Annotated in this window: 20 protein-coding genes; 15 read left to right on the forward strand and 5 right to left on the reverse strand. The window is 58.2% G+C overall.

Annotation, left to right across the window (positions count from 1 at the left end):
* Positions 1-288: 288 nt before the first annotated feature.
* Positions 289-1683 carry a membrane-bound lytic murein transglycosylase MltF gene (gene mltF, locus MDG893_RS00085; protein ID WP_007151656.1) on the forward strand — a complete coding sequence of 465 codons (1395 nt, stop codon included), beginning with the start codon at positions 289-291 and terminating at the stop codon, positions 1681-1683.
* Here mltF and MDG893_RS00090 read toward each other — a convergent pair.
* Positions 1678-2145, reverse strand: a complete 468-nt coding sequence (locus MDG893_RS00090) for a regulatory protein RecX (protein ID WP_007151657.1) — start codon at positions 2143-2145, stop codon at positions 1678-1680. The genes mltF and MDG893_RS00090 overlap by 6 nt on opposite strands.
* Positions 2146-2330: 185 nt before the next feature.
* Between MDG893_RS00090 and MDG893_RS00095 the strand changes: the two genes are divergently transcribed.
* A complete protein-coding gene (locus MDG893_RS00095) occupies positions 2331-4796 on the forward strand; it encodes a DUF349 domain-containing protein (RefSeq protein WP_007151658.1) in 2466 nt (821 codons plus the stop codon).
* 39 nt (positions 4797-4835) lie between these two features.
* On the opposite strand, the gene MDG893_RS00100 is transcribed toward MDG893_RS00095, so the two are convergent.
* Complete coding sequence (locus MDG893_RS00100; RefSeq protein WP_007151659.1) at positions 4836-5099, reverse strand: late competence development ComFB family protein; 264 nt, start codon at positions 5097-5099, stop codon at positions 4836-4838.
* 188 nt (positions 5100-5287) lie between these two features.
* Between MDG893_RS00100 and MDG893_RS00105 the strand changes: the two genes are divergently transcribed.
* The 3 genes from MDG893_RS00105 (at position 5288) to MDG893_RS00115 (ending at position 11153) form a co-directional block, all read left to right on the forward strand.
* Entirely contained in the window at positions 5288-6496 is a 1209-nt protein-coding gene (locus MDG893_RS00105) for an acetyl-CoA C-acetyltransferase (RefSeq protein ID WP_007151660.1), read from the forward strand.
* 32 nt (positions 6497-6528) lie between these two features.
* Positions 6529-8679 (forward strand): 3-hydroxyacyl-CoA dehydrogenase NAD-binding domain-containing protein, encoded by a 2151-nt coding sequence (locus MDG893_RS00110; protein ID WP_007151661.1) that lies wholly within the window; start codon positions 6529-6531, stop codon positions 8677-8679.
* A 281-nt stretch (positions 8680-8960) separates the two neighbouring features.
* Complete coding sequence (locus MDG893_RS00115) at positions 8961-11153, forward strand: carboxy terminal-processing peptidase (protein WP_040474132.1); 2193 nt, start codon at positions 8961-8963, stop codon at positions 11151-11153.
* A 6-nt stretch (positions 11154-11159) separates the two neighbouring features.
* Here the strand turns inward: MDG893_RS00115 and mtnA are convergent, their stop codons facing one another.
* Positions 11160-12224 carry an S-methyl-5-thioribose-1-phosphate isomerase gene (mtnA, locus tag MDG893_RS00120; protein ID WP_007151663.1) on the reverse strand — a complete coding sequence of 355 codons (1065 nt, stop codon included), beginning with the start codon at positions 12222-12224 and terminating at the stop codon, positions 11160-11162.
* A 159-nt stretch (positions 12225-12383) separates the two neighbouring features.
* On the opposite strand from mtnA, the gene MDG893_RS00125 reads away from it, so the two are divergent.
* From MDG893_RS00125 to rdgC, 8 genes are all read left to right on the forward strand, one after another.
* The gene (locus MDG893_RS00125; protein WP_007151664.1) at positions 12384-13724 is read left to right on the forward strand and encodes a TRZ/ATZ family hydrolase; all 1341 of its coding nucleotides are present in this window, start codon (positions 12384-12386) and stop codon (positions 13722-13724) included.
* Between the two features lie 34 nt (positions 13725-13758).
* Positions 13759-14487: a bifunctional 2-polyprenyl-6-hydroxyphenol methylase/3-demethylubiquinol 3-O-methyltransferase UbiG gene (ubiG, locus tag MDG893_RS00130; protein ID WP_007151665.1), complete on the forward strand. Its 729-nt coding sequence runs from the start codon at positions 13759-13761 to the stop codon at positions 14485-14487.
* The gene (locus MDG893_RS00135; RefSeq protein WP_007151666.1) at positions 14484-15170 is read left to right on the forward strand and encodes an HAD family hydrolase; all 687 of its coding nucleotides are present in this window, start codon (positions 14484-14486) and stop codon (positions 15168-15170) included. The genes ubiG and MDG893_RS00135 overlap by 4 nt, the downstream gene beginning before the upstream one ends.
* A gap of 46 nt (positions 15171-15216) precedes the next feature.
* Entirely contained in the window at positions 15217-15966 is a 750-nt protein-coding gene (locus MDG893_RS00140; protein ID WP_007151667.1) for a YciK family oxidoreductase, read from the forward strand.
* Positions 15966-16199, forward strand: coding sequence for a glutaredoxin family protein (locus MDG893_RS00145; protein WP_007151668.1), 234 nt, complete (start codon positions 15966-15968; stop codon positions 16197-16199). The genes MDG893_RS00140 and MDG893_RS00145 overlap by 1 nt, the downstream gene beginning before the upstream one ends.
* Before the next feature lie 12 nt (positions 16200-16211).
* Positions 16212-16982 carry a peroxide stress protein YaaA gene (gene yaaA / locus MDG893_RS00150; protein ID WP_007151669.1) on the forward strand — a complete coding sequence of 257 codons (771 nt, stop codon included), beginning with the start codon at positions 16212-16214 and terminating at the stop codon, positions 16980-16982.
* Between the two features lie 26 nt (positions 16983-17008).
* Positions 17009-17209: a DUF2788 domain-containing protein gene (locus MDG893_RS00155; protein WP_007151670.1), complete on the forward strand. Its 201-nt coding sequence runs from the start codon at positions 17009-17011 to the stop codon at positions 17207-17209.
* A gap of 115 nt (positions 17210-17324) precedes the next feature.
* Positions 17325-18254: a recombination-associated protein RdgC gene (gene rdgC, locus MDG893_RS00160; RefSeq protein WP_007151671.1), complete on the forward strand. Its 930-nt coding sequence runs from the start codon at positions 17325-17327 to the stop codon at positions 18252-18254.
* Positions 18255-18264: 10 nt separating this feature from the next.
* Here rdgC and MDG893_RS00165 read toward each other — a convergent pair whose 3' ends face one another.
* Positions 18265-21009, reverse strand: a complete 2745-nt coding sequence (locus MDG893_RS00165; RefSeq protein WP_007151672.1) for a bifunctional acetate--CoA ligase family protein/GNAT family N-acetyltransferase — start codon at positions 21007-21009, stop codon at positions 18265-18267.
* Positions 21010-21181: 172 nt separating this feature from the next.
* Here MDG893_RS00165 and MDG893_RS00170 point away from each other — a divergent pair, with 172 nt between their 5' ends.
* Complete coding sequence (locus MDG893_RS00170) at positions 21182-22108, forward strand: histone deacetylase family protein (protein ID WP_040474133.1); 927 nt, start codon at positions 21182-21184, stop codon at positions 22106-22108.
* Positions 22109-22125: 17 nt separating this feature from the next.
* Here the strand turns inward: MDG893_RS00170 and MDG893_RS00175 are convergent, their stop codons facing one another.
* Positions 22126-23058: a flagellar protein MotY gene (locus MDG893_RS00175; RefSeq protein ID WP_007151674.1), complete on the reverse strand. Its 933-nt coding sequence runs from the start codon at positions 23056-23058 to the stop codon at positions 22126-22128.
* 157 nt (positions 23059-23215) lie between these two features.
* Here MDG893_RS00175 and pyrC point away from each other — a divergent pair, with 157 nt between their 5' ends.
* Positions 23216-24247 (forward strand): dihydroorotase, encoded by a 1032-nt coding sequence (pyrC, locus tag MDG893_RS00180; protein WP_007151675.1) that lies wholly within the window; start codon positions 23216-23218, stop codon positions 24245-24247.
* Positions 24248-24261 lie beyond the last annotated feature (14 nt).

Raw genomic sequence — 24261 nt, forward strand, 5'->3', positions numbered from 1 at the left:
GGCTCCGTATTGAGTGAACATCGGTTAAACTCTCCAAAGCTGTGCTGGCATGCCACTTGCTGCTTTTTAGTAACGCAAGACGTGCCAGCGAGGTAGCAGGGAGTGATCGGACACCAGGGGATATACCGTAACACTCAGCGTCCTGCATCAAGGGAGTTCAGGAATTTGCCTAAAAACCGTCGTCAGCCGTACATGGCCATCGCGAAATACACCTGCCTACTGTCAATAATCCTGACAGTTGCAGGATGCTCAAGGCCAAGCACTCTCCAGGAAATTCGTTCCGAGGGTGTGCTCCACGTTATCACCCGGAATGCGCCATCGGTTTATTTTGAAGGCCGTGATGGCCCCACTGGTTATGACTACGAACTAGCGCGCCTGTTCGCAGAGGACCTGGGCGTTGAGCTTAAGGTACGCGTTGCGAAGGACAACACCAGCGTGCTGTCGATACTCGATCAGGACTACGCCCACATCGGTCTGGCAGGGCTGTCCTCGCGCCCCGATTTCCAGCAGCGCTACCAGAAGGTTGCCAACGGCATCGAAGCCGAATCCGTGGTGGTTTATAACCGCGAAGTTGACCGCCCGGAATCCCTGGAGGATCTTGAGGGGCAGACTATCCATCTGGTGGCGGACAGCAATCACGAACACCAACTGGAACAGTTCAGCGCCAACAACAGCGGCCTGAAGTGGACCATGCACGCCGGCCTGGACGCGGCTGGCATCCTCTCGCGGGTGGAATCCGGCGAGTTCCCGCTGGCCATCGTATCCTCCAACGAGCTCGAGCTGAACCAGGTATTCTTCCCGATGGTCAAGAGCGCATTCAGTCTCGGCGAGCCCGAACCATTACTGTGGCTCTTTCCCAGCGAGCAGGACCAGAGCCTGGCAAATGCCGCCGAACAGTTTATTCAGGAGCTGCGGGAAGATGGCACCCTGGCGCATATTTCCGAGCGGTTCTATGGTCACCTCGACCGCCTGGACTATGTTGGCGCGCGGACCTTTGTTCATCACGTAGAAAACCGCCTGCCCAAATACGAAAGCCTGTTTCGCGATTACGCCAAGACCTACGAACTGGACTGGCGACTGCTGGCCGCCATGGGCTACCAGGAATCCCACTGGCGGCCCAATGCTGTCTCGCCTACCGGTGTTCGCGGCCTGATGATGTTAACGCGCAACACAGCGAGCCATATCGGCATCAATAATCGTCTCGATGCCGAGGAAAGCATCCAGGGTGGCGCAAAATATTTCACCATCGTGCACAGCCGGGTCCCTGATCGCATTCCCGAACCGGACCGGACCTGGTTTGCCCTCGCCTCCTACAACGTTGGCTGGGGCCATGTGGAAGATGCCCGCAGGCTGACCGAGGGTGCCGGCAAAAACCCTGACCGCTGGATGGACGTCAAGGAATTCCTGCCACTGCTGGCCCAGAAGGAATGGTATTCCAAGACGCGGTTTGGCTATGCCAGGGGGCACGAGCCGGTAATCTACGTTCAGAATATACGCCGCTACTACGATTTCCTGGCCTGGCTCACGGAGCCCGCGAAGGTAGCGGAAACTGACGAAACGCCCTGGTTCAAAGAGCTGGAGGGTATGGAAAAGATCGTCGGGCCTGTCGATGGCAAGGAAAGCAACAGCGACATCAGGGCGTCGTTGCCAGAGGAATTCGGCTTCATTCCACCAACGCTATAGCCGTTGCTCAAGCGCATTTTCCACGTGCTCGGAGGAAAACCCCCGACGGGCAAGAAAGCGAGCCTGGCGAGCTTTTTCATCCCAGTCATCGCGGATATCGCTGAGCCCGAACCGCTTCTCCCGAAGCAGCGTCGCCCGATCGGACCAGTCCGTGTCCTTCATCTCCCGAACGCAGGGCGGCGTCTCCTGGACGCCCCTTTGCTGAAGTTCAGCCTGGATTCTCAGCGGTCCATAGCCCAGATCCATCCGCTGCCGGGCGTAGACTTCCGCGAATCGCTCATCACTCAACCAACCTTCGGCTTCATAGTCGTCCAGAACCCGCTCGATGATATCCGCTTCGATCTTCCTCTGCCTAAGCTTCAGAGCAAGTTCCAGGCGGCTATGTTCCCGCCTGGCCAGCAGTCGTAACGCGGCGGAACGCGCCTTGTGGTCCTGATCGTCCGGATTTGATGCTTTTCCCATTCAGACTCTTCCCGCAAATGCCGACAAAACGCTAGACTAGCCCCCACCTAATACAGCTGATCGTTCAATTCCATGGATCGATCAGCTGACGTACCCGGCATCCGGAGCTCCGGACAACGCCGATGGCTGGTGCCTGCTTACTTTGCCGGCACCGGGAACTGGTTTCAATATCAAAGGACAACCCCATGGCCGCATTCATCCAGAAACTGTTTGGAAATCGCAAGGCAACCGCGACTGCCGTTACCGCTCGTAAGGAAGCCACGAAAGAAGAGGCCGACAGAACAAGCAGGCAGGATGACCAGCGAGAGCTACAGGCAAAAGCACTGAAAGCCAACCCGACCGAAAGCGAACTCGAGGAGCTGGCCATTGGCGGCCTGACAGCAGGTATACGCAGCGAGGCCGCGGAAGCACTTACAGAAAAAACCACCCTGCAGCGCGTCCAGAAGCTTGCCAAAGGCAAGGACAAAAGGGTCTATCAAATCGTTCGCCAGAAACTACAACGGATTCGCGACGACGAAGATCGACAACGAAAACTGGCCGAAACCATTCAAACCATCGTGCGTCATGCGGTTGAGCAGGCACGTAGCGACGACACGAAGTTATTTGAGGCGCGTCTGGACGCCCTCCTTCAGAAATGGGCCGATGTGGAAACCCAGGCTTCACAGGAACAAACCACGGAGTTCCTGCAGGCTGTTCACCAATGCCGCGAACGACTGCGCGAGATGCAGGCCGAAAAGGATCAGCTCAAGCATCAGCAAGAGCAAAAGAGCCAACGGGCGGAAACGCTGTCCTTGTTGGAAGACACCCTTGAAGAACTGAAACATCAGGATCCGGACCTGGAACCCTCCCTGGCCTCCCTGGATGCCTTGCAGAAAACCCAGGAGAACCGCTGGCTGGAAGCCACCCGGGACACCCAGGTGGAGAAACAGGAACAGAAAATCTACGAGAACCTGATGCAGTTGCTGCGGAGTTATATATCCGCAGTCAAGCGCCTCGGCCAGCACCGCGACGAGATCATGGCACTGCAGTCCACCGAAAGCAGTGACACCGATGATAGCAAGCAGACCGATCAAGCCAGCGTGATACTGGAAACCGTCGACTGGCCTCGCGATTTCAGGCGCCCCACCGTGCTGGACGCTCTGAATCGCCTAGCGGGAAAACCCCGCCCTGCAAAAACCAACAAGCCAGACTCGGAAGAACAGAAGGCCTTGGCTGATTCGCTTCGGCAGGTGCTGGATAAGTTGGAGGAAGCTCTCGAAGCCAAGCAGTTGAAGGAGTCCCGCCAGCACTTCAAGGTCGCACAACAACTCGTAAAAGGCCTTGATCATCGCCACGGCAAATCACTGCAACCACGAATGCACCTGCTCGGCGGCCAGCTTCGCGAACTGACAGACTGGCAGGGCTTTGCAACGCGCCCGAAACAAGAGTCGCTGTGCGAACAGATGGAGTACCTGGCAAACCAGCCCATGGAACCGGAAGCCAAGGCTGAGCGCATCAAGGAACTGCAGAACGAGTGGCGGGGTTTAGGAGGCTCTTCTGATCGCGACTTGTGGTCACGGTTCAAGCAGGCATCGGATCAGGCCTATGAACCCTGCAAGACCTATTTCTCTGCCAAGTCCGGGCTGAAACAGGCAAACCTGGAAACCCGCAAGACGATTTGCGATCAGTTGGGCACATTCCTAGACAACGCCGACTGGAACAACATTGACTGGAAAGCGGCCGAACGCATACACCAGACCGCACGTGAAGAGTGGAAAGCGGCCTGGCCCGTGGAGTTTCGTGACAACCGCCCGGTTCAGAAACGGTTCGACGACCTGCTGAAACAGCTTGAGGCGCCGTTGGATACCGAGCGTAAGAAAAACGAAGCCTTTAAACAAAGCATTGTTGAGCGAGCGGAAGCCCTGATTGAACACGAGCCCCTGGGCGATGCCATGAGTCAGGCGAAAGCCCTGCAATCAGAGTGGACGAGCATTGGCATTACCCGACACCGCGAAGACCGAAAACTGTGGCAGGCGTTCCGCAAAGCCTGCGACCAGATCTTCGCACGCAGGGATGCCCGCAAGAATGAGCAGGAACAACTAGCCCGCGAGGCGGATGAAAAGGCGGGGCCGGTGCTTGATGCCTGCCAATCGGCGGGCGCCGACAGCAGCCTTGACAGGCTTAAAGAGGCACTGTCGGAACTTGACTCACTCAGAAACGAGCCATTGTCTGCGGGCAGCAAAGAGCGGCTCAGCCAGGAACGCAGTCGCCTATCAGGGCTGGTTTCGACCCGCCAGCTACAGGATCAGATAGATACCTGGAAAACTTGGATCAACGCCCAGAGTTCAAGCACCCTGGACAGCGAGGCACTGCCACAGCATTGGGCCGGTCTGGCTGCCGATGTGGGCCAGCCAGACCCGGTAGAACTGGTGATTCGGGCGGAGATACTGGCGGAAGTGCCGTCACCGGCGGAAGACCAGGGCCGTCGCATGGAAATTCAGGTACAACGACTTGCCGAGGGCATGGGCAATGCTTCTTCGGACAGCGACAAATCAAGGCAACTGGAAATGCTGGTTGCCAACTGGTGCGTGGTTCAACCAGTGGATGTTGTCAGTGAGCCCCTGGCTGAACGGCTTGGCAAGGCGTTGGAGGCTGTACTGCGCGAGAGCTAATCGTCCCGCTGATGGCTCTTTATTCGCGCTGATGGCTCTCTATTCACGCTGATGGCTCTTCACAAACTCCCTGGCCTCCCGAACGGCGGTCAGGGCCTGTTTTTTCATGGTATCGAGTTCGCCGTCGGCGAGATAGAACATCATATCGATGCTGTGTCGGTAGTATTTGGCTGGTAGCCGATTCAGGGCCACACACATCACGTCGGTCAGGTAGTCCGGGCTGTCACCATCCCCCTTCGTTTCATCAATGGCCTCCGCAACCAGCGGCTCGTAAAAGTTATCGATGGCGTCTCTCAGGGACATCGCCTTGCTCCTGCTTGTGATGGGTACCTGTCTACACCATAGAACCCTCCCCAGGAATTGTCATGACCGGATTGAGCAGTTTCGCCAATTCGATTGGCAGTGCTCGTCATTACGCTCACCCGTCACGACCCGCTATGGTTACCCTTTGCAATGCTATTACTGTGTCAACGACCAACAGAGGACAGGAAATGACCACCGAAGCCTATATCTTCGATGCGGTTCGCACACCCCGGGGGCGCGGCAAGAAAGACGGCGCCCTGCACAGCGTTAAACCCATTACGCTGCTGACCACCGTTCTCAAGGCGCTGCAGGAAAGGAACAACCTGGACACCGCCCAGGTGGACGACATTGTTATGGGCTGCGTGACCGCGGTTGGCGACCAGGGTGCGGATATTGCCAAAACCGCTGCCCTGGCGGCGGACTGGGACGAAGTCGTGGCCGGTGTCACCCTGAACCGCTTCTGTGCGTCTGGCCTTGAGGCCGTCAACCTGGCGGCGATGAAGGTCCGTTCCGGATGGGAAGACCTGGTGGTTGCCGGCGGTGTTGAAGGCATGTCCCGCGTGCCCATGGGTTCCGATGGCGGTGCCTGGGCCACGGACCCGGCCACCAACCTGCACACCGGCTTCATGCCACAGGGCATCGGCGCGGACCTGATTGCGACACTGGAAGGCTTCAGCCGCGAGGACGTGGACGGATTTGCCGTAAAATCCCAGCAAAAGGCCGCCAACGCCTGGGAAAAAGGCTATTTTGCAAAATCCATCGTTCCGGTGACTGACCAGAATGGCGTGATGATCCTGGATCGTGACGAGCATGTACGAGGAAATACCACGGTGGAATCCCTGTCCAGTCTCAAGCCCTCGTTCCAAATGATGGGTGAAATGGGCTTCGACGGCGTCGCCCGGGAAAAATACCACTACGTGGAGAAAATCAATCACGTACATCATGCCGGTAACTCCTCCGGTATTGTGGATGGCGCCACGGCGCTCCTTATTGGCAGCGAAGCCAAGGGCAAGGCCATGGGGCTCGGCCCCCGAGCACGCATCCTGGCCACGGCAGTCACCAGCACTGACCCCACCATCATGCTGACCGGCCCTGCCCCGGCGGCGCGCAAGGCACTGGAAAAAGCCGGTATGACAGCGGACCAGATCGATTTGTTCGAAGTGAACGAAGCGTTTGCCTCCGTGGTGATGCGCTTCCAGAAGGAGTTGTCGGTTCCGGACGAAAAAGTGAACGTGAACGGCGGCGCCATCGCCATGGGCCACCCACTGGGCGCCACCGGCGCCATGATCCTGGGTACCCTGCTCGACGAACTGGAGCGGAGAGAACTGCGCTACGGCCTGGCCACCCTGTGTGTGGGTGGCGGAATGGGTATTGCCACCATCATTGAGCGCGTCTGAGCCGACGACTGATTCTGAGAGGAGAACCAACTATGAGCGCCATTCACTACGACCTGGGTTCAGACCAGATCCTGACCCTGACCATCGACATGCCCGGCCAGTCCGCCAACACCATGAACGCCGATTTTCGAGCGGCACTGACGGAGACAGTGGGCAAGGTTAAAAGCGATCTCGACAATATCCGCGGCATTATTGTCACCTCCGCCAAAAAAACCTTCTTTGCGGGCGGCGACCTGAAAGAGCTACACAAGGTAACCCGGGAGGACGCCGGCGCCTTTGAAGACATGGTCAACGGCATGAAAGCCGAGATGCGCGTTCTAGAAACCAGCGGCAAACCCATTGTGGCGGCCATCAATGGCTCTGCCCTCGGTGGTGGTCTGGAAATCTGCCTGGCATGCCATCACCGGATCGTTCTGGACGAAGACAAGATTCAGTTGGGCCTTCCGGAAGTCACCCTGGGATTGCTGCCCGGTGGAGGCGGCACTCAACGCCTGCCGCGTATGATCGGCCTGGAAGCGGCCTTCCCTTTCCTGATGGAAGGCAAAAAGGTAAACCCGAAAGCGGCACTCAAGGCCGGTATTGTTGACGAACTGGCCTCGTCCATCGACGACATGATGACCAAGGCCCGGGCCTTTATCGACGCCAATCCAAAGAGCCAGCAGCCTTGGGACCAGAAAGGCTTCAAGTTTCCTGGCGGCGCGCCTCACCACCCCGCCATGGCCCAGAAACTGGCTATTGCGCCGGCAATGCTCAAGCAGAAAACCAAAGGCTGCTACCCCGCCCCGGAGCGTATCCTGTCCGCCGCCGTGGAAGGTGCCCAAGTGGACTTCGACAATGGCAGCCTGATCGAAACCCGCTATTTCGCGGAACTGGTTATTGGTCAGGTCGCCAAGAACATGACCGGCACTTTCTGGTTTCAGCTTAACGCGGTCAACGCCGGCGAAAGCCGCCCGCAGGGTGTTGAGAAGGAAACCTTCCGCAAAGTGGGCGTCCTTGGCGCCGGCATGATGGGCGCGGGTATCGCCTACTCCACCGCAACCCGAGGCCTTGATGTGGTCCTCAAGGACGTTTCCACGGAAAACGCTGAAAAAGGCAAGGCCTATTCCGAGAAACTGCTCGCGAAAAAGGTCAGCCGTGGGCGCATGACGGAAGAACAGAAAACCGGGATATTGAACCGCATTAAGGCCACCGGTTCCGCGGACGATCTGGAAGGATGTGATCTGGTCATCGAGGCCGTTTTTGAAGACAGCGACCTGAAAGCAAAAGTAACCCAGGAAGCGGAAACAAAACTCGCCGAGAACGGCCTCTTTGCCTCTAACACCTCCACCATTCCCATTACCCAGTTGGCCAAGGCCTCGGCTCGGCCCGAAAAATTCATCGGGCTGCACTTCTTTTCGCCGGTGGACAAGATGCAACTGGTGGAAATCATCGTGGGTGAGAAAACATCTGACGACACCCTCGCCCGCGCCTTTGATTACGTCCAGCAGATCGGCAAGATCCCCATTGTGGTCAACGACAGCCGCGGGTTCTTCACCTCACGGGTGTTTGGCACCTTCGTCAATGAGGGCATCGCCATGCTGGGTGAAGGCATTCATCCGTCCAGCATCGAAAACGCAGGCGTATTGGCCGGCATGCCAGTGGGCCCGCTGGCGATTTCTGATGAAGTCAGCATGATCCTTATGCAACATATCCGCGACCAGAGCAGAAAGGACACGGAAGCCGCCGGTCGAACCTGGAACGCGCACCCGGCGGAAGCGGTTATCGATCAGATGGTCGGCAGCCACGGCCGCAAGGGCAAGGCCACCGGTGCTGGATTCTACGAGTATCCGCAATCCGGGAAAAAACACCTTTGGCCGGAACTGGACACGTTGTTTGTGAACCAGGAAAAAGCCCGGAACACCGACCTTCAGGAGCTGAAAGACCGTATCCTGTTCATCCAGGCCATCGAAACCGTACGCTGCCTGGAAGAAGGTGTACTCCGAACCGTTGAAGACGCCAACATTGGCAGCATTTTTGGTATTGGCTTTGCCCCCTGGACCGGCGGTGCCATTCAGTTCATCAACCAATACGGTGTCAGGGCCTTTGCGGAACGGGCAAACATCCTGGCCGAGCGCTTTGGTGAACGATTCAACCCACCCCGTCTGTTGCTGGACAAGGCAGAACGCAACGCCGTCTTCGAGTAACCAACCCGCCCCCTGCTGGAGCTTCATCAGCGCGCTCCGGCAGGGGTTCACGACAGGTTTCACGCCGGTTTCCACGCTCACAAACCTGACGACTTCATGGACAGATTGTCACGTACCGAAACTTCCCCGCTATGGCAACCGGTTCTGTGCTTGCCTACAATAAAACCATGAGCCAATCCAGCGATACCCGGAAAGCGCTTAACCAACTGCCAGTGGCCGCTCATCATGGGGCCCCTCTCCGCAGTGCCCGGTATCGTCCACACCGTCAGGTAACAAAGCTTATGAGCATCGCGGAACGATTTGTCACCCGTTACAGCACGACCATGGGTGGAGTCATGCCCGGCAAAAAAACCTTTGCCCTGGCTCTCACGCTCGCACTCGCTGTACCTGTATCGGCCAAGCTGGATACCGACAAGGTCTACCAGCCGGTGTCTCCAACGGTAGAGCAAGCCCGCGCCAACATATTGATTGCCCGTCAGCTGCAGTTCACCCATTTCCGCGATTTGAGCATTAACGACTCGCTGTCTGGCGACGTGTTTGATGCCTATCTCGACTACCTGGATGGCCAGCGCGTCTATCTGACGCAGAAGGATATCGACAAATTCAGTGCGATTCGATTGGGGCTCGGCTCGGCGCTCAAAACCGGTCAACTGCAACCGGGTTTTGATATCTACAACCTGGTTCAGCAACGGATCATAGAGCGCCTTGAGTTCGCTCTCGACCTGATCGACAACGGCATCGACAAGCTCGACTTCAGTGCCGACGAACGCATCCTGCTGGACCGGTCCGACGCCGACTGGGCCGCCGACAGGGAAGCCCTGGACGACCTGTGGGTTAAAAGAATCAAGAATGCGGTCCTGGCCCAGCGCCTCAACGATTCCGATGACGAATCCATCAAGGAAGCTCTGCACCGGCGCTATGAAGGCCAGTTGAAGCGCGCCTACCAGGCTCGCAGCGAAGACGCTTTCCAGGCTTACATGAACGCCTTCGCAGGCATGTGGGACCCACATACCTCCTACTTTTCACCGCGCACGTCCGAGAACTTCAATATCAACATGAGCCTGTCCCTCGAGGGCATCGGCGCAGTGCTGCAATCAGACAACGAATACACCAAGGTGGTTCGCCTGGTTCCGGGTGGGCCGGCCTCAAAACAAGGCCAGCTTGAGCCGGCGGATCGTATCGTGTCGGTCAAACAGGACGACGAGGAAAAGCCCGTCAACGTGATCGGCTGGCGCCTCGACGAGGTTGTGGATCTGATTCGTGGCCCCCGCGAATCCACGGTGACCCTGGAAGTTATCCCCGCCGACGCCCCGGATGAAACCGTCACTGAAACCATCGCCATTGAGCGGGACAAAGTGAAGCTTGAGGAACAAAGCGCCAGCAAGGAAGTCATCGAGTTCGAACGCGGCGGTACCACTTACAGCATCGGCGTCATTAACATTCCCACCTTCTACGCCGACTTCAAGGCGATGCAGGATGGCGATCCCAACTACAAGAGCACCACCCGGGATGTTCGCAAACTGATCGACGAGTTGAAGGCAGATGGCGTCGACGGCGTGGTGATGGACCTCCGCAACAACGGCGGCGGCGCACTTCATGAAGCCAATGACCTGGTCGGACTGTTCATCGAGGAAGGCCCCACGGTACAGATTCGCAACTCCAACAACGACGTACAGGTACTCAACGACGAAGACCCGTCCGTTGCCTATGACGGGCCGCTGGTGGTGCTGGTCAACCGAATGAGCGCCTCCGCCTCGGAGATCTTTGCCGGCGCTATCCAGGATTATGGACGGGGCCTTGTGGTTGGCTCCCAGACCTTCGGAAAAGGCACGGTACAGGCCGTTCGCCCGCTGAATCACGGCCAGTTGAAAATCACCCAGAGCAAGTTCTACCGGGTATCCGGCGGCTCGACCCAGCACAAAGGCGTGATTCCAGACATTGAAATTCCGTCGCGCGTGGATAAGACCCGCATCGGCGAGGATGCGCTGGATCACGCCCTGCCCTGGGACCAGATTGAAGCCGTGCCACATGCGCGCTACTTCGACTTCAGCGGTATTATCGATGAACTCCGGAAGCGCCACGACACCCGGTTTGAGGAAAACCCGGAGTTCAGCTTGTTGCAGCAGGAAATCGAGTTCCTGAAGCAACAACGTGAACAGGAATACGTCAGCCTGAACCTTGAAAAGCGCAAGGCATATCAGTCACAGATCGAGAACACCCGGTTGACCATCGCCAATGCACGCCGCGCCATACACGGTGAAGAAGCCTTCGAGAGCCTGGACGCACTGGACGACTGGCAGGATGAGCAGGCGGCGGAACCGGACCGCGCAGACGACGAACTGGATTTCATTATCCGCGAAGGCGGTAACATCATGGCGGATATGCTTGAGCTGGATCAGCGCATGGCCTCCATACTGGCCCCCAAGCAGATTACCGCCCAGGCGGGCACGCTGAGCAGCAAGTCAGGCCAGTAAAGGGGCTCAGCTAAACAAGCCCGCCATACCGGTCATGTTCGGGGTGCTGACAACGCCCTTCTCAGTGACGATGACGTCGATCAGACTGGCCGGCGTCACATCGAACACCGGGTTAAACACCTTCACGCCGGCGGGGGCGATCTGAACGCCCCGAACCTGCCTGAGTTCCTCCCCCTCGCGTTCTTCAATCGGGATATCCTTGCCCGACGCCAGGGCCATGTCCACCGTACTGGACGGTGCCACAACCATAAAACCGACTTTATGATGCCGGGCCAGGACCGCCAGGCTATAGGTACCAATCTTGTTGGCCACATCACCATTGGCCGTAATTCGGTCCGCGCCGACAATCACCCAACGCACATGGCCCGCCGCAAGTATCGAGGCCGCCGCCCCATCCGCATTGAGCGTCACCGGAATCCCATCCCTTGCCAGTTCCCAGGCGGTCAACCGGCTACCCTGAAGCCAAGGCCGGGTCTCATCGGCATACACATCCTTCAACAGCTTTTTCTCATGCAGCCGCCGGATCACTCCCAACGCTGTGCCGTAGCCGCCGGTGGCAAGCGCCCCGGTGTTGCAGTGGGTCAACACCGAAAACGGCTTGCTGGCATCCATGTGAGCCAGTGCATAATCCGCCATTGCCAGATTAGCAGACAAGTCGTCCTTATGGATTTGCACCGCCGTTTCGGAAAGGCGCTTTACCGCCTCCTCCAGAGAATGACACTCAGAGAACACCTGTTCCATTTTCTGCAGCGCCCAGAACAGGTTCACCGCCGTTGGCCGGGAGGCCGCCAGCTCGCGAATGGCCTGCTTGATCTCTGTTTTCCAGTCACCGCCACCCGCGTGCCGGGCCGCGAGGGCAACACCGTACGCGGCGCTGATTCCGATCGCCGGTGCTCCACGTACCACCATATCGCGGATACTCTGAGCCACCCCGGCGGAGCCCTCCAGCGTAATCCAGTGTTCCTGATCCGGCAGCAGCCGCTGATCCAGCAATTCAAGGCTTCCACCATGCCAGCGCATGGCTACGGTGCCGATAGCACGATCACCGGATGAAACAGGGGCGCGACTCATTCATTAACTCCTGAGGATTACAAAACGGCAGTATACCTGTGTTAATACGGTAAACTCAGCCCCCAGGGTAGTTCTCAACCGGGCCGGTCGCTATACTTTCGGGCTACATTTCAAGACAGCGTGGCCCCGTTCCGGGCTGCACGTATAAAGGTAGGGTTAATGACGGCAGACACCATCACCGCAGCGGACATTCGCATCAACGCACGCTGGCTGATTCCCATCGAACCCGCCGATGTGGTGCTGGAGCATCAGGCGGTTCTCGTCCAGGGTGACAGGATTGCCGCCATCGTATCGCAAGACGAGGCAGACGCCCGCTTTCGTGCCAAGGAAGTCATCGACCTTCCAAGCCATGTGGTGCTGCCCGGCCTTATCAATATGCACGGCCACGCTGCCATGTCGTTGTTCCGTGGCATGGCTGATGATCTTCCTCTAATGACCTGGCTTAATGATCATATCTGGCCTGCCGAAGGCGCGTTTGTCAGCGAAGCGTTCATCGCCGATGGCACTCAGCTTGCCATGGCTGAAATGCTACGCACCGGCACCACCACGTTTTCCGATATGTACTTCTTTCCGGAAATCGTTGCCCAATTGGCACACGACGCCGGCATGCGCGCACAGGTCTGTTTTCCGTTGCTGGACTTCCCCACTCCCTGGGGCAGCGGGCCGGAGGAATATCTGTCCAAAGGCGAAGCGTTCATAAAGCAGTGGCAGAACAACGCCTTCATCATGCCAGCCATTGGCCCCCATGCGCCCTACACCGTATCCGACGAGCCACTGAGTAAAGCCGTGGCGCTATCGCAGGCAACGGGTGCCCCCATTCAGATTCATCTGCATGAAACGGCCTTCGAAGTTGCGGATGCCCTGGAAAAATCCGGCAAGCGCCCTACTGAGCGCCTGGCAGAGCTGAAGGTACTCGGCGCCAACACCCAGTGCGTGCACATGACGCAGATTGATGAATCAGACGTAGCGCTGCTCAAGTCAACCGGTACCCACGTCATCCACTGCCCGGAATCCAACCTGAAACTGGCCAGTGGCCTGAGCCCGGTGCAAACATTCCGCAAGGCCGGCGTCAATGTCGCCATTGGCACGGATGGCGCGGCCAGCAACAATGACCTGGACCTGTTCGGGGAGCTCAACACCGCTGCGATGCTGGCCAAGGTGGTCGCAGACGACGCCTCGGCACTGTCCGCTCATGAGGCACTGGCTATGGCCACCATCCAGGGAGCAAAGGCGCTTGGGCGCGATCATGAACTGGGATCGCTGGCCGCCGGCAAACTGGCGGACATCATCGCAGTGGATCTCGGCGATCCATTCCTGCAGCCGGTGTATGATCCCGCCTCTCATCTGGTATACAGCAACCATGGCCGCCAGGTAAGCCATAGCTGGATCAACGGCGTACCCCAGGTACAGGAAGGCAAACTCACCCGCATTGACGTCCCGGACCTGATGCTACGCGTCCAGGGCTGGGCGGACCGTATTCGCGAACAGCAAACCAGTTGACGCTCACACTTTCAGCGACCAGGCAGAACGGCACATGAGTAACCACAACGTAGACCAGAACGAAATCGCCAAGTTCGAGGCACTGGCCAGCCGCTGGTGGGACCCCACCAGCGAATTCCGGCCCCTGCACGACATCAACCCCCTGCGACTCAATTACATCGATGAACGTGCGCCTCTGGCCGGAAAGCGAGCGCTGGATGTCGGTTGCGGTGGCGGTCTGCTCTCCGAGGGCATGGCACTGCGAGGCGCACATGTCACCGGCATTGATATGGGGGAAGCACCGCTATCCGTCGCAAGACTCCATGGTATGGAGAGCGGCATTGAAGTGGACTACCGCCAGATCACCGTGGAAGAACTGGCGCAAGACCCGGAACACGCAGGCCAGTACGATGTGGTGACCTGCCTGGAAATGCTTGAGCATGTGCCCGACCCGGCGTCTGTGATCAGCGCCTGCGCCACCATGCTCAAACCCGGCGGGCATCTGTTCGTGTCCACCATCAACCGCAACCCCAAGTCGTTCCTGTTTGCGATCGTGGGTGCGGAATATATGCTCCGCCTGCTGCCCAAGGGTACCCATGAGTGGCGCAAGTTTATCCGGCCGTCCGAGATGTCCGACCATCTCCGCCATGCCAGCCTGGACATCCGCGACCTGACGGGCATGACCTACAACCCGATTACCAAAACCTACCGCCTGGGCCGGGATGTGGACGTGAACTATATGATGCACGCCATGGACACGCGAGAGGACAGTACGCCGTCGTGAACGTTACCCCCCCAGAACCTGCCGTGCCAGCACGCCCTTCGACAGTCCTGTTCGACCTGGACGGTACCTTGATCGATACAGCGCCGGACTTTATTCGCTGTCTGAACGAACTGCGGCTCTCTCACGGCTTGCCAGCGCTGCCGGCACCGCATATACGGCGCTCTGTCTCCAACGGGGCCCGAGCCATGATCAAGGTTGGCTTCGGGCTAGAGCCGGACCATCCCGACTACCTGGAAAAGCACACCGCGTTTCTCGACCTTTACGAGGCCGGCGTCGCCGTGGAAACCACTCTGTTCGAGGGCATGGACAACCTTTTGAAAAGCCTCGAAGCTCGCGGTATCCCCTGGGGCATTGTCACCAACAAGCCGGTTCGATTCGCCGCTCCGTTGGTGGAAGCCCTGGGACTTGCAAACCGCTGTGCAGCGGTGGTCTGCCCCGACCATGTCACCCACCGCAAGCCGCATCCAGAAGCTCTGTTTCTTGCCTGCAAGGAAGTGGGCGTCGAACCGACAACGGGCGTTTACGTGGGCGATCATGAGCGCGATATTGAAGCCGGGCGCAACGCCGGGATGACAACCATTGCAGTCCGTTACGGTTATATCGAGCAGCCTGAAACCGTTGATCTGTGGCAAGCCGACCTTATTGCGGACACCGTCAGCGACCTGGCAAAACTGTTACAATAGCGCCGATGGCAGCATCATTTTCGTATTTCCCAAATGGAGACTCAGAATGCAGGACTATCAAGCACCGGCCGACCTACTGAAAGAACGCATCATCATGGTGACCGGTGCCGGCAGCGGGATAGGAAGGGCTGCAGCAAAGGCCTATGCTGCTCATGGCGCTACCGTTATTCTTGTCGGCCGCACCGTCTCCAAACTGGAATCCGTCTACGATGAAATCGAAGCGGCAGGTCATCCCAAACCAGCCATCGTACCGCTGAATTTCGAAGGCGCCGCGGTGAAGGAGTACGAAGAGCTGGCCATGACCATTGAAGACAACTTCGACCGGATCGACGGCCTTCTCCACAACGCCGCCATTCTCGGCACTCGCAGCCCGATCGAACTGTACGACCCGGAAATCTGGAACAAGGTCATGCACGTCAATGCCACCGCGCCCTTCCTGCTAAGCCGGGCGATGATTCCGTTACTGCGCAAATCCGACGATGCGTCGGTGATTTTCACCGCCTCCGGCGTCGGTCGCCGGGCCAAACCCTACTGGGGCGCCTACGCCGTTTCCAAATTCGCCATTGAAGGCCTGAGCCAGATGCTGGCGGAGGAACTGGACGACGACCGCCACAATGTCCGCGTGAACAGTCTTAATCCCGGCGCCACCCGTACCAATATGAGAGCCACCGCGTACCCGGCTGAAAACCCGGACCAGAATCCGGCACCGGAGGAACTGATGCCGGTGTACCTGTACCTGATGGGAAGGGACAGCCACGACGTGAATGGCCAACAGATAGACGCACAGCCGAAATAATGGAACTGATTTTCTACACCACGTCCCAATGCCACCTGTGCGAACTGGCAGAAGCCCTATTGGTCAGAACGCCCATGCCAGAACCGGTGCCCGTGGACGCTGTGGACATTGCCCAGTCCGAAAAACTGGTTGAACGCTATGGCACCCGGATTCCGGTGTTGCGACGTAACGATACCGGTGAGGAACTGGACTGGCCGTTCACCAGCGACCAGTTAATGAATTTTCTCCGATGAGGACAGCCCGACATGTTGATGGTGATATCCCCCGCCAAGACACTGGACTACGAAAGCCCGCTGGCGACCCAAAAGACAACCCAGCCGGACTTTCTGGACGATGCCTGCGAACTGGTGGACCAGCTTAAAGACCTTGAGCCCCACGACATCAGTAACCTGATGGGGATCAGCGACAAGCTCGGCCAGCTCAACGCTGAACGCTTTCGCACCTGGCACACCCCCTTCACACCGGATAACGCCCGCCAGGCAGTGCTTGCCTTCAAAGGCGATGTTTACACCGGCCTGGATGCGGAAAGCTTTAGCGAGAAAAAGTTCGAGATTGCCCAGAAGCGATTGAGGATTCTGTCCGGCCTCTACGGCGTACTCAAGCCGCTGGACCTTATGCAACCCTATCGTCTGGAGATGGGCACTAAATTTGAGAACCGCCGGGGCAAGGATCTGTACGCTTTCTGGGGCAGCAAGGTAACCGATGAGCTGAATCGCCTGCTGAAGGCTGATGATGGTGTGCTGGTAAATCTGGCCTCCAACGAATACTTCAAGAGCGTTCGTAAAAAGGATCTCGAAGGCCGCCTGGTTACGCCTCAGTTCAAGGACTGGAAAAACGGCCAGTACAAGATGATCAGTTTTTACGCCAAAAAGGCGCGGGGCCTGATGTGTCGTTACGCCATCCAGAACAACATTACCCAGGCCAGTGATCTGAAAGGCTTTGATCTGGAAGGCTACCGCTTCAGCGAAGAGCAGTCAGAGGCTGACAACTGGGTGTTCCTGCGGGATAAACAGTAACCTTTTCACTGAATCCGGAGACATGAATGAGTGAAGCCGTTTTCTCCCAGCTCGCCATGCTGGTGTTTCTCACTGGCCTGATCGTCTGGATGGGATTCATCGTGTGGGACCTGGCCAAGAAATCCCAGGCCGGCCGGTTTGGCACCATCATTTTATTCACCATACTCGGTGCCGGCGTGGTGGGGTTCATCATCAAGACCGTGATGGTGGAGATTATGCAGCTCTAGCTGCCCAGAATGAGGTTTTCAGCATTGTCACTTTACGGCCACGGACCCGTGGCCGTATCATCCCCACCCTTTTCAGACTGTCACCATCACTGAATAACCAACAAGGACCCGGACCATGTGGTTTCGTAATGCCCGCGTATTCCGTTTTACCAAGCCATTCGAAATAACCGCCGAAGCCCTGGAAGAAAAACTCCAGGAAGACGCCTTCAAACCCTGTGGTCCCCAGGAAACCTCACGCCAGGGCTGGGTATCGCCCATGGGTAAGCACAGTGACCTGCTGGTTCATAGCGCTGGCGGCTATCACCTGATCGCCTTGCGCAAGGAAGAGAAGCTGCTGCCCGCCTCCGTTATCAAGGAACTGGTGGACGAGAAGGCAGAAATGATTGAAGCGGAACAGCATCGAAAGGTGCGGCGCAAGGAAAAGGACGAACTGAAAGAAGAAGTGACGCTGGAAATGCTGCCCCGGGCATTTTCCAAGAACCGTCGCTGCTACGCGTATCTGGCACCGGCAGACGGCGTACTGATTGTTGACGCAGGCTCCTCCAAACAGGCGGAAGATCTGGCCTCCACGCTTCGCAAGAGTCTGGGTTCACTTCCCGTTCGCCCGCCAGCCGTGGAGCAGGCGCCAGCCTTCACCTTCACCGGCTGGCTGAACGAGTCCATCGATCTACCCGCAAGCATCGAGCTGGGCACTGAGTGCGAACTGAAAGACACGTCCGAAGACGGTGGTGTGGTGCGTTGCAAAGGCCTGGACCTTCAGGGCGATGAAATCCGCAGTCATCTGGACGCCGGTATGCAGGTGACCAAGCTGTCGGTCACCTGGGACGACAACCTGTCGTTCGTGCTGGACGAAGAACTGGGCATCCGTCGCCTGAAATTCGGCGACACCCTGCAGGAAAAGCTGGACGATGTGGATGCGGATGACGCAGCAGCACGCTTCGACGCCGCATTTTCACTGATGACCCTGGAATTGGCCAGGCTGATTCCTGGCCTGTTGGAAGCCCTGGGCGGCGAGGACCGGTCCGCCATTGTGGAAGAAGGCTGAACCCAAAAGTTCAGTGGGACGTCTGTTCCAGACGTTCCCGCTGCCAGTCCTTTTCCGGCTCGTTCAGTACCAGCGTCAGATCCATCACTTCCTCTTCCGTGTTGTAGTGGATCTCGAAGCCCAAATGCTCCGCCAGTTGCAGCATGGGACGATTGTCCGGTAACACATCACCCACCATCTCCACCGTGCCCTTGGCACGGCAATAGTCGATCATCTTCTGCATCAGGGCCACGCCCAGACCCTCGCCTTTCATCCTGTCGTGCACCATCACCGCGAACTCACAGCGCAGGTTGTCGGCATCGGTCCAGGTTCGCACCGTTCCCAGAGTCTCCTCGCCCTCGCCGTCTTCCCTTGGCGCGTTGGCAATAAAGACCATTTCCCGGTCGTAGTCGATCTGCACCATCTGGGCCACGTCTTCACGGGAGAAGTGCTTGCGGTACTGGAAAAAACGGTAGCGGATGGACTCCGGGGACTGAAGCTCATGGAAGGCACGGTGCGCCGGTTCGTCTTCCGCCAGCACTGGGCGAATGATGACACGGCGCCCGGACTTCGGCAGCACGATCCACTCCTCCAATTCCCTGGGGTACGGTTGGATAATCGGCCGCCCCGGCTTATCAGCCAGGTCAATCGCCACGTTCACCGCAACCGTGCCCTGGTCATTGAACAACAGCGGTGAGATCTCCAGCCCGCGAATCTCCGGAATATCGATCACAATCTGAGACAGTGTCACCAGGGTTTCCGAAACCGCGCGTATGTCCTCCTCGGGCTTCAGGCTGTGTTCTTTCAGCAACTTGTACATGTAGGTGCGCCGCAATAGCTCCCGGGCCAGCACCATATTCAACGGTGGCAAGGCAATCTGGCGATCCGTCATTACGTTGATATGCGCGCCAGAGGCACCGCAGACCACCAGCGGCCCAAACAACTTGTCCCGGGTGATCCCCACACTGAATTCGATGCCGCCAACGTGCTGGTAGGACCGTTGCACCGCAAACCCCAGAAAGCCGCTGTCAGGGTAATGTTTCTGGTATTCGTCCATCAGGAAGCGACAGGAATCCATAATCGCCCCCTCGCTGTTTAGTTTCTGAACCGTGCCCTTGTAACGGCGCTGTCCCGGACTGAGCTCCACGAGCGGATGACAGGCCTGCTCATGGATCAGCGTGATGTCCACCGGACGACGTTCCACGGCGAAGACTTCAAGCACTTCCTCCATATCGTCGCAATACATGGTCTCTACGGCGTTAATGCCGTAATTCCGGATCACGTCGCGGGCTTCCTGATTGGACAGATGCGCCCGACCGGAGCGAATGGCATTCACTACGATACGCCGTGTTTGGGTGTGGTCGGCCAGATGGTCGGTAAAAGACTCCGGTGTTTCCGTCAGCAGCCGCTGCACACGCTGGTGTCGCACATGCTGCATGAACGCCATAACGGCCTTCTCGGGGTTGAAGAACGAGGGTACGCCCGCCCGATAAAACTCATCGCGGGCATCCAGCACCGTACTTTGCCCCAGCCAGCAGGTGAACACATTGAGACGCGTACCCTTGACCGCGTGCACCACGGCATCGGCGATACGCAGGCTGTCCTCAGTCAGACTGGGAGCATACATCACCAGAACGTTGGCCACTTCCGGGTCTTTGGCAAGAATTTTGATCGCCTTGGCGTAGAGCTCCGGCGAGGCGGCGTAACCGAGGTCGATAGGGTTCTTTCGGGTCCAGTACGGAGGCAGGAGTTCCGCCAGCGAATCAATCGACTTGCCCGACAGCTTTGCCAGCTCGCCCCCCAGATACGCCAACCGGTCTACCGCCAGCACGCCAGGGCCAACACCGTTGGCCATAATGGCCAGGGTTTCCCGCCTCAGGGGTCTCATTCGCGTCAGGGTTTCCAACGCATCGAACATCTGCCCCAATCCATCCACACGCAACACACCGGCACGCTGGAGCATGGCATCGTATATGGGGTCGCTCTGGGTCAGCCCTGCAGGCAGCTCGTGGGGGAACCACTCGGATTCCGGTACACGGCCGCTTTTCACCGCAATGACTGGTTTGGTGCGGGAGGCCACACGTACGGCGGACATAAAGCGGCGGGGATTGGGGATATTCTCGATGTGCAGCAATATTGCGCGGGTCTGGCTATCCTGGGCCAGATAGTCGATCAGGTCGTCATGATCAATATCCATCCCATCGCCCAGCGTCAGGAAGTAGGAAAACCCCACTCCCCGGGCGAACGCCCAATCAATGACCGAACTGGCGATGGTGCCGGATTGGCCCACAAACGCCACCTTTCCGGGAATCGCCCCCATATGCGCATAGGTGGCGTTCAAGCTGCGAGCGGGCACCATCAAACCAATGGTATTGGGGCCAAGCACCCGAATGCCGGTTTCCCGGGCGGCGTCGCGAACCGAATACATCAGGGGCTGGCCGGTTTTGCTGTGGCTCCGGGACATGCCGCCAGTCATCACAATAGCCGTGCGTACACCCGCCTCGCCCAGTCGCTTGATCATCTTGGGTACGGTATCCGGAGGCGTACAGATAATCGCCAGATCGGGGCTGAACCCCATGCGAGACACCTTCTTGACACAGGGCACACCATGAACGTTGTCGTAATCGTTCTGGTTCACCACCATCAACTGGCCGGGATAACCACCCCCAAGCAGGTTCCGAAGCACCATGCCACCCAGGTTATCTGCCCGTTCCGAGGCGCCGATCACCACGATGGAAGACGGGTTGAAAAGGCTTTCCAGATAACGGGTGCTCAAGCTTCGCTCCTTGATTCAGATCTACCGGGCTTAGTTACACCTTATCTTAGGCGCTTGCCCGTCGATGTAAAACGGCTATCGCCGCCATAAGACCAAAGAAACGCAGAAAGCCCGCTCTATCCCTGATAATATTGGACAAAATACAAGCACAGCCAAAGCGTTCGGGACCAGTATGACAACGGGATTCTTCTCTCACGACGACTGCATGAAACACAATATGGGGGCGGAGCACCCTGAGTGCCCCGAGCGACTGGCAGCCATCACCAGTTACCTGGCCGACACCGGCCTGGGGCAACACCTCGACTGGGTGCGGCCCGACGAAGCCACTCGGGACCAGTTGCAGACCGTGCACCCCGAACGCTACCTGAACCAACTTGATCTGATGCAGCCCACCCGGGGACGCGTGTATACCGATCCCGACACTGCCATGATGCCGGACACCCTGAGAGCCGCCCGCCTTGCCGCCGGCGCCAACATTGAAGCGGTCGATATGGTGCTCAGCAGCCAGCTTACCAACGCGTTTGTCTGCGCCAGGCCACCCGGGCACCATGCCGAACGCAGTAAATCCATGGGTTTCTGTTTCTACAACAACATCGCGCTGGCGGCCATGCGGGCCCTGAACTTTCACCAGTTGGAGCGGGTAGCGATTATTGATTTCGACGTTCACCAGGGCAACGGCACGGTCGACATTGTGGGCGGTGATGAACGCATCCTGATGTGTTCCAGTTTCCAGCATCCGTTCTATCCGCATTCCCATGTGCATCGCCAGGCGGAAAACATCATCAATACGCCCATTCAGGCAGGCACACCGGCGGCCGAGTATCGAAAGATCGTGGAAGCGGCGTGGCTGAAACGTCTACAGGACTTCCGGCCGCAACTGGTGCTAGTCTCCGCCGGCTTTGACGGCCACCGGCTGGACCCGATGGCGGAGTTGAACCTGGAAGTAGAAGATTACCGCTGGTTGACGGAAATGATCACCAGCGTGGCCAGCGACCACGCCAACGACCGTGTCATCTCGACCCTGGAGGGTGGCTATCACTTGAGGGCACTGGCCGAGAGTGTTAACGCTCACCTCGAGGTACTCAACGCCATCCATTGAGATGGTCGAATGCAATGTCAGGTATTTGGCGTTGCGGTCTCGTAGCCATTGGCTTGCTGCAGGTCCGGCCGTTCGCCTTCCCGCTGGAGGCGAATAGTGGTGCGCCGATTGTCTGCCGGGCGACGAGAGACCGGGTATTGGTCCGCATGAGCCCTGGTCGTCACCAGATCAGCCTCGATGCCCTGCCCGATCAGGTAATCCGCCACTGCATTGGCCCGCTCTTCAGACAACGCGCGATTGTCGATACGGCTACCACTGCTGTCGGTATGCCCATCCACGAACACCCGTTCCACCGTTGAATCCGCCTGTATATACATCACAATATTGTCGAGGAATCGCCGGTCAGCGTCGGACAGACTGGTGCTGCCTGACGCAAAGGAAATGCGGGACCGCTTGATCTGATCGTAGTTGACCGGCAACAGGCCGGCGGTACAGCTACGATAACCGGAGAACTGGCCCGCAAAGTTGATATTGGACACTTTCACACGAACCGGGCTGCCGTCGTACCAGGACTCACGCGTAACCGTTGGGTCCATCCCCTCCAGCAGGCTCTGGACAAGCACCATGGCCAGGCGTGACTCAAGCATCAATGGCCGACGACTGTCGTCTACGTTAACCCGGCCAAGGGGACGGGGGGCGGTTCCCGGGCGCCATGACGGCGCTTCCATCACCAACTGAGCCTGACCAGGACGCATGAGCGGCGTTTCCGACTCCAGAAAGAAGGACAGCGACTCACCCGCCTTGTGGCGGAATACGGCGCGGCCGTAGCCCGGAACCTGATGCACTAAAGTACACTCGAATACGGACTCCGACAGGTACCACTGGCTGTTCTCGATACCCGCGCCAAAGGTGGCGGCCTGCACCGCAACAGAGCCTGCCGTCAGTGCACCAATCGCACTGGAAACCACTGCACCACGCAGGAAGGCGGAAATTCGGGCCATACCATCCATCCGTCAGAAAAGATTCACTATCCTCGTAACGGCCGAAGTCAGTCTTTCTTTAGGGCGCCCGCCAAAACAATCGCTGTCGGCTTCTGATATAATTTCGCCAGATTTTTTCTTTCAGGGGTTCACGTTTGACGGGCCCCAGCAGATCCCGGAACCGTAAATGACCGAACAACTGATCATCACCCGTCCTGACGACTGGCACCTCCACGTGCGGGACGGCGACATTCTCAAGGACGTAGTACCCGCCACCGCCCGTTGCTTTGGCCGCGCCATCATCATGCCAAACCTGGCGCCACCGGTGACGGAAGCCGAACAGGCCATGGCTTACCGTAGCAGGATACTGGCCGCAGCCGGCGAAACCGGGTTCGACCCGCTGATGACGCTGTACCTCACAGAAACCACTACGCCTGCGCAAATCAGGGATGCCAAGGCTGCGGGCGTGGTTGCCGCCAAACTGTATCCGGCCGGCGCCACCACCAACTCTGCGTCCGGTGTGACCGACATCCGCAACATCTATCCGGTGCTGGAGGCCATGAGTGACTGCGGCATGCTGTTGCTGGTCCACGGCGAAGTCACCGACGTAGACATCGACATCTTTGACCGGGAGAAGATCTTCCTCAAGCGCGTGCTGGCGCCGACCATGGAGGCGTTTCCGGATTTGCGGGTGGTTCTGGAGCACATCACCACCGCCGATTCGGCCGAATTCGTGCGTGACCATGACGGTGACAACCTGGGTGCCACCATCACGCCGCAACACCTGATGTACAACCGCAACCACATGCTGGTCGGCGGCATTCGTCCTCATCTGTACTGCCTGCCGATCCTCAAACGCAATCGGCACCAACAGGCGTTACGGGATGCAGTGGTCAGCGGGGACCGTCGTTTCTTCCTGGGAACGGATTCTGCGCCGCACTCGAAAGACAAAAAGGAAACCGCCTGTGGCTGCGCTGGCTGCTACTCGGCGTTCAGTGCCATGCCCCTGTATGCGGAGATTTTCGAAGACCTGGGCGTCCTGGACCAACTGGAAGCCTTTGCCAGCTTCAATGGCGCCGACTTCTATGGCCTGCCCAGAAACAGCGATACCATCACGCTGGTGAAAGAAACCTGGGACATGCCGGACGAGCTGCCTCTGGCTGAGGGTACCATCGTGCCTTTGAAGGCAGGCGAAAGCCTGAAATGGCAGATTGTCTGAACATCATCCAGACC

The sequence above is a fragment of the Marinobacter algicola DG893 genome, from assembly GCF_000170835.1.
GTDB classification, from domain to species: domain Bacteria; phylum Pseudomonadota; class Gammaproteobacteria; order Pseudomonadales; family Oleiphilaceae; genus Marinobacter; species Marinobacter algicola.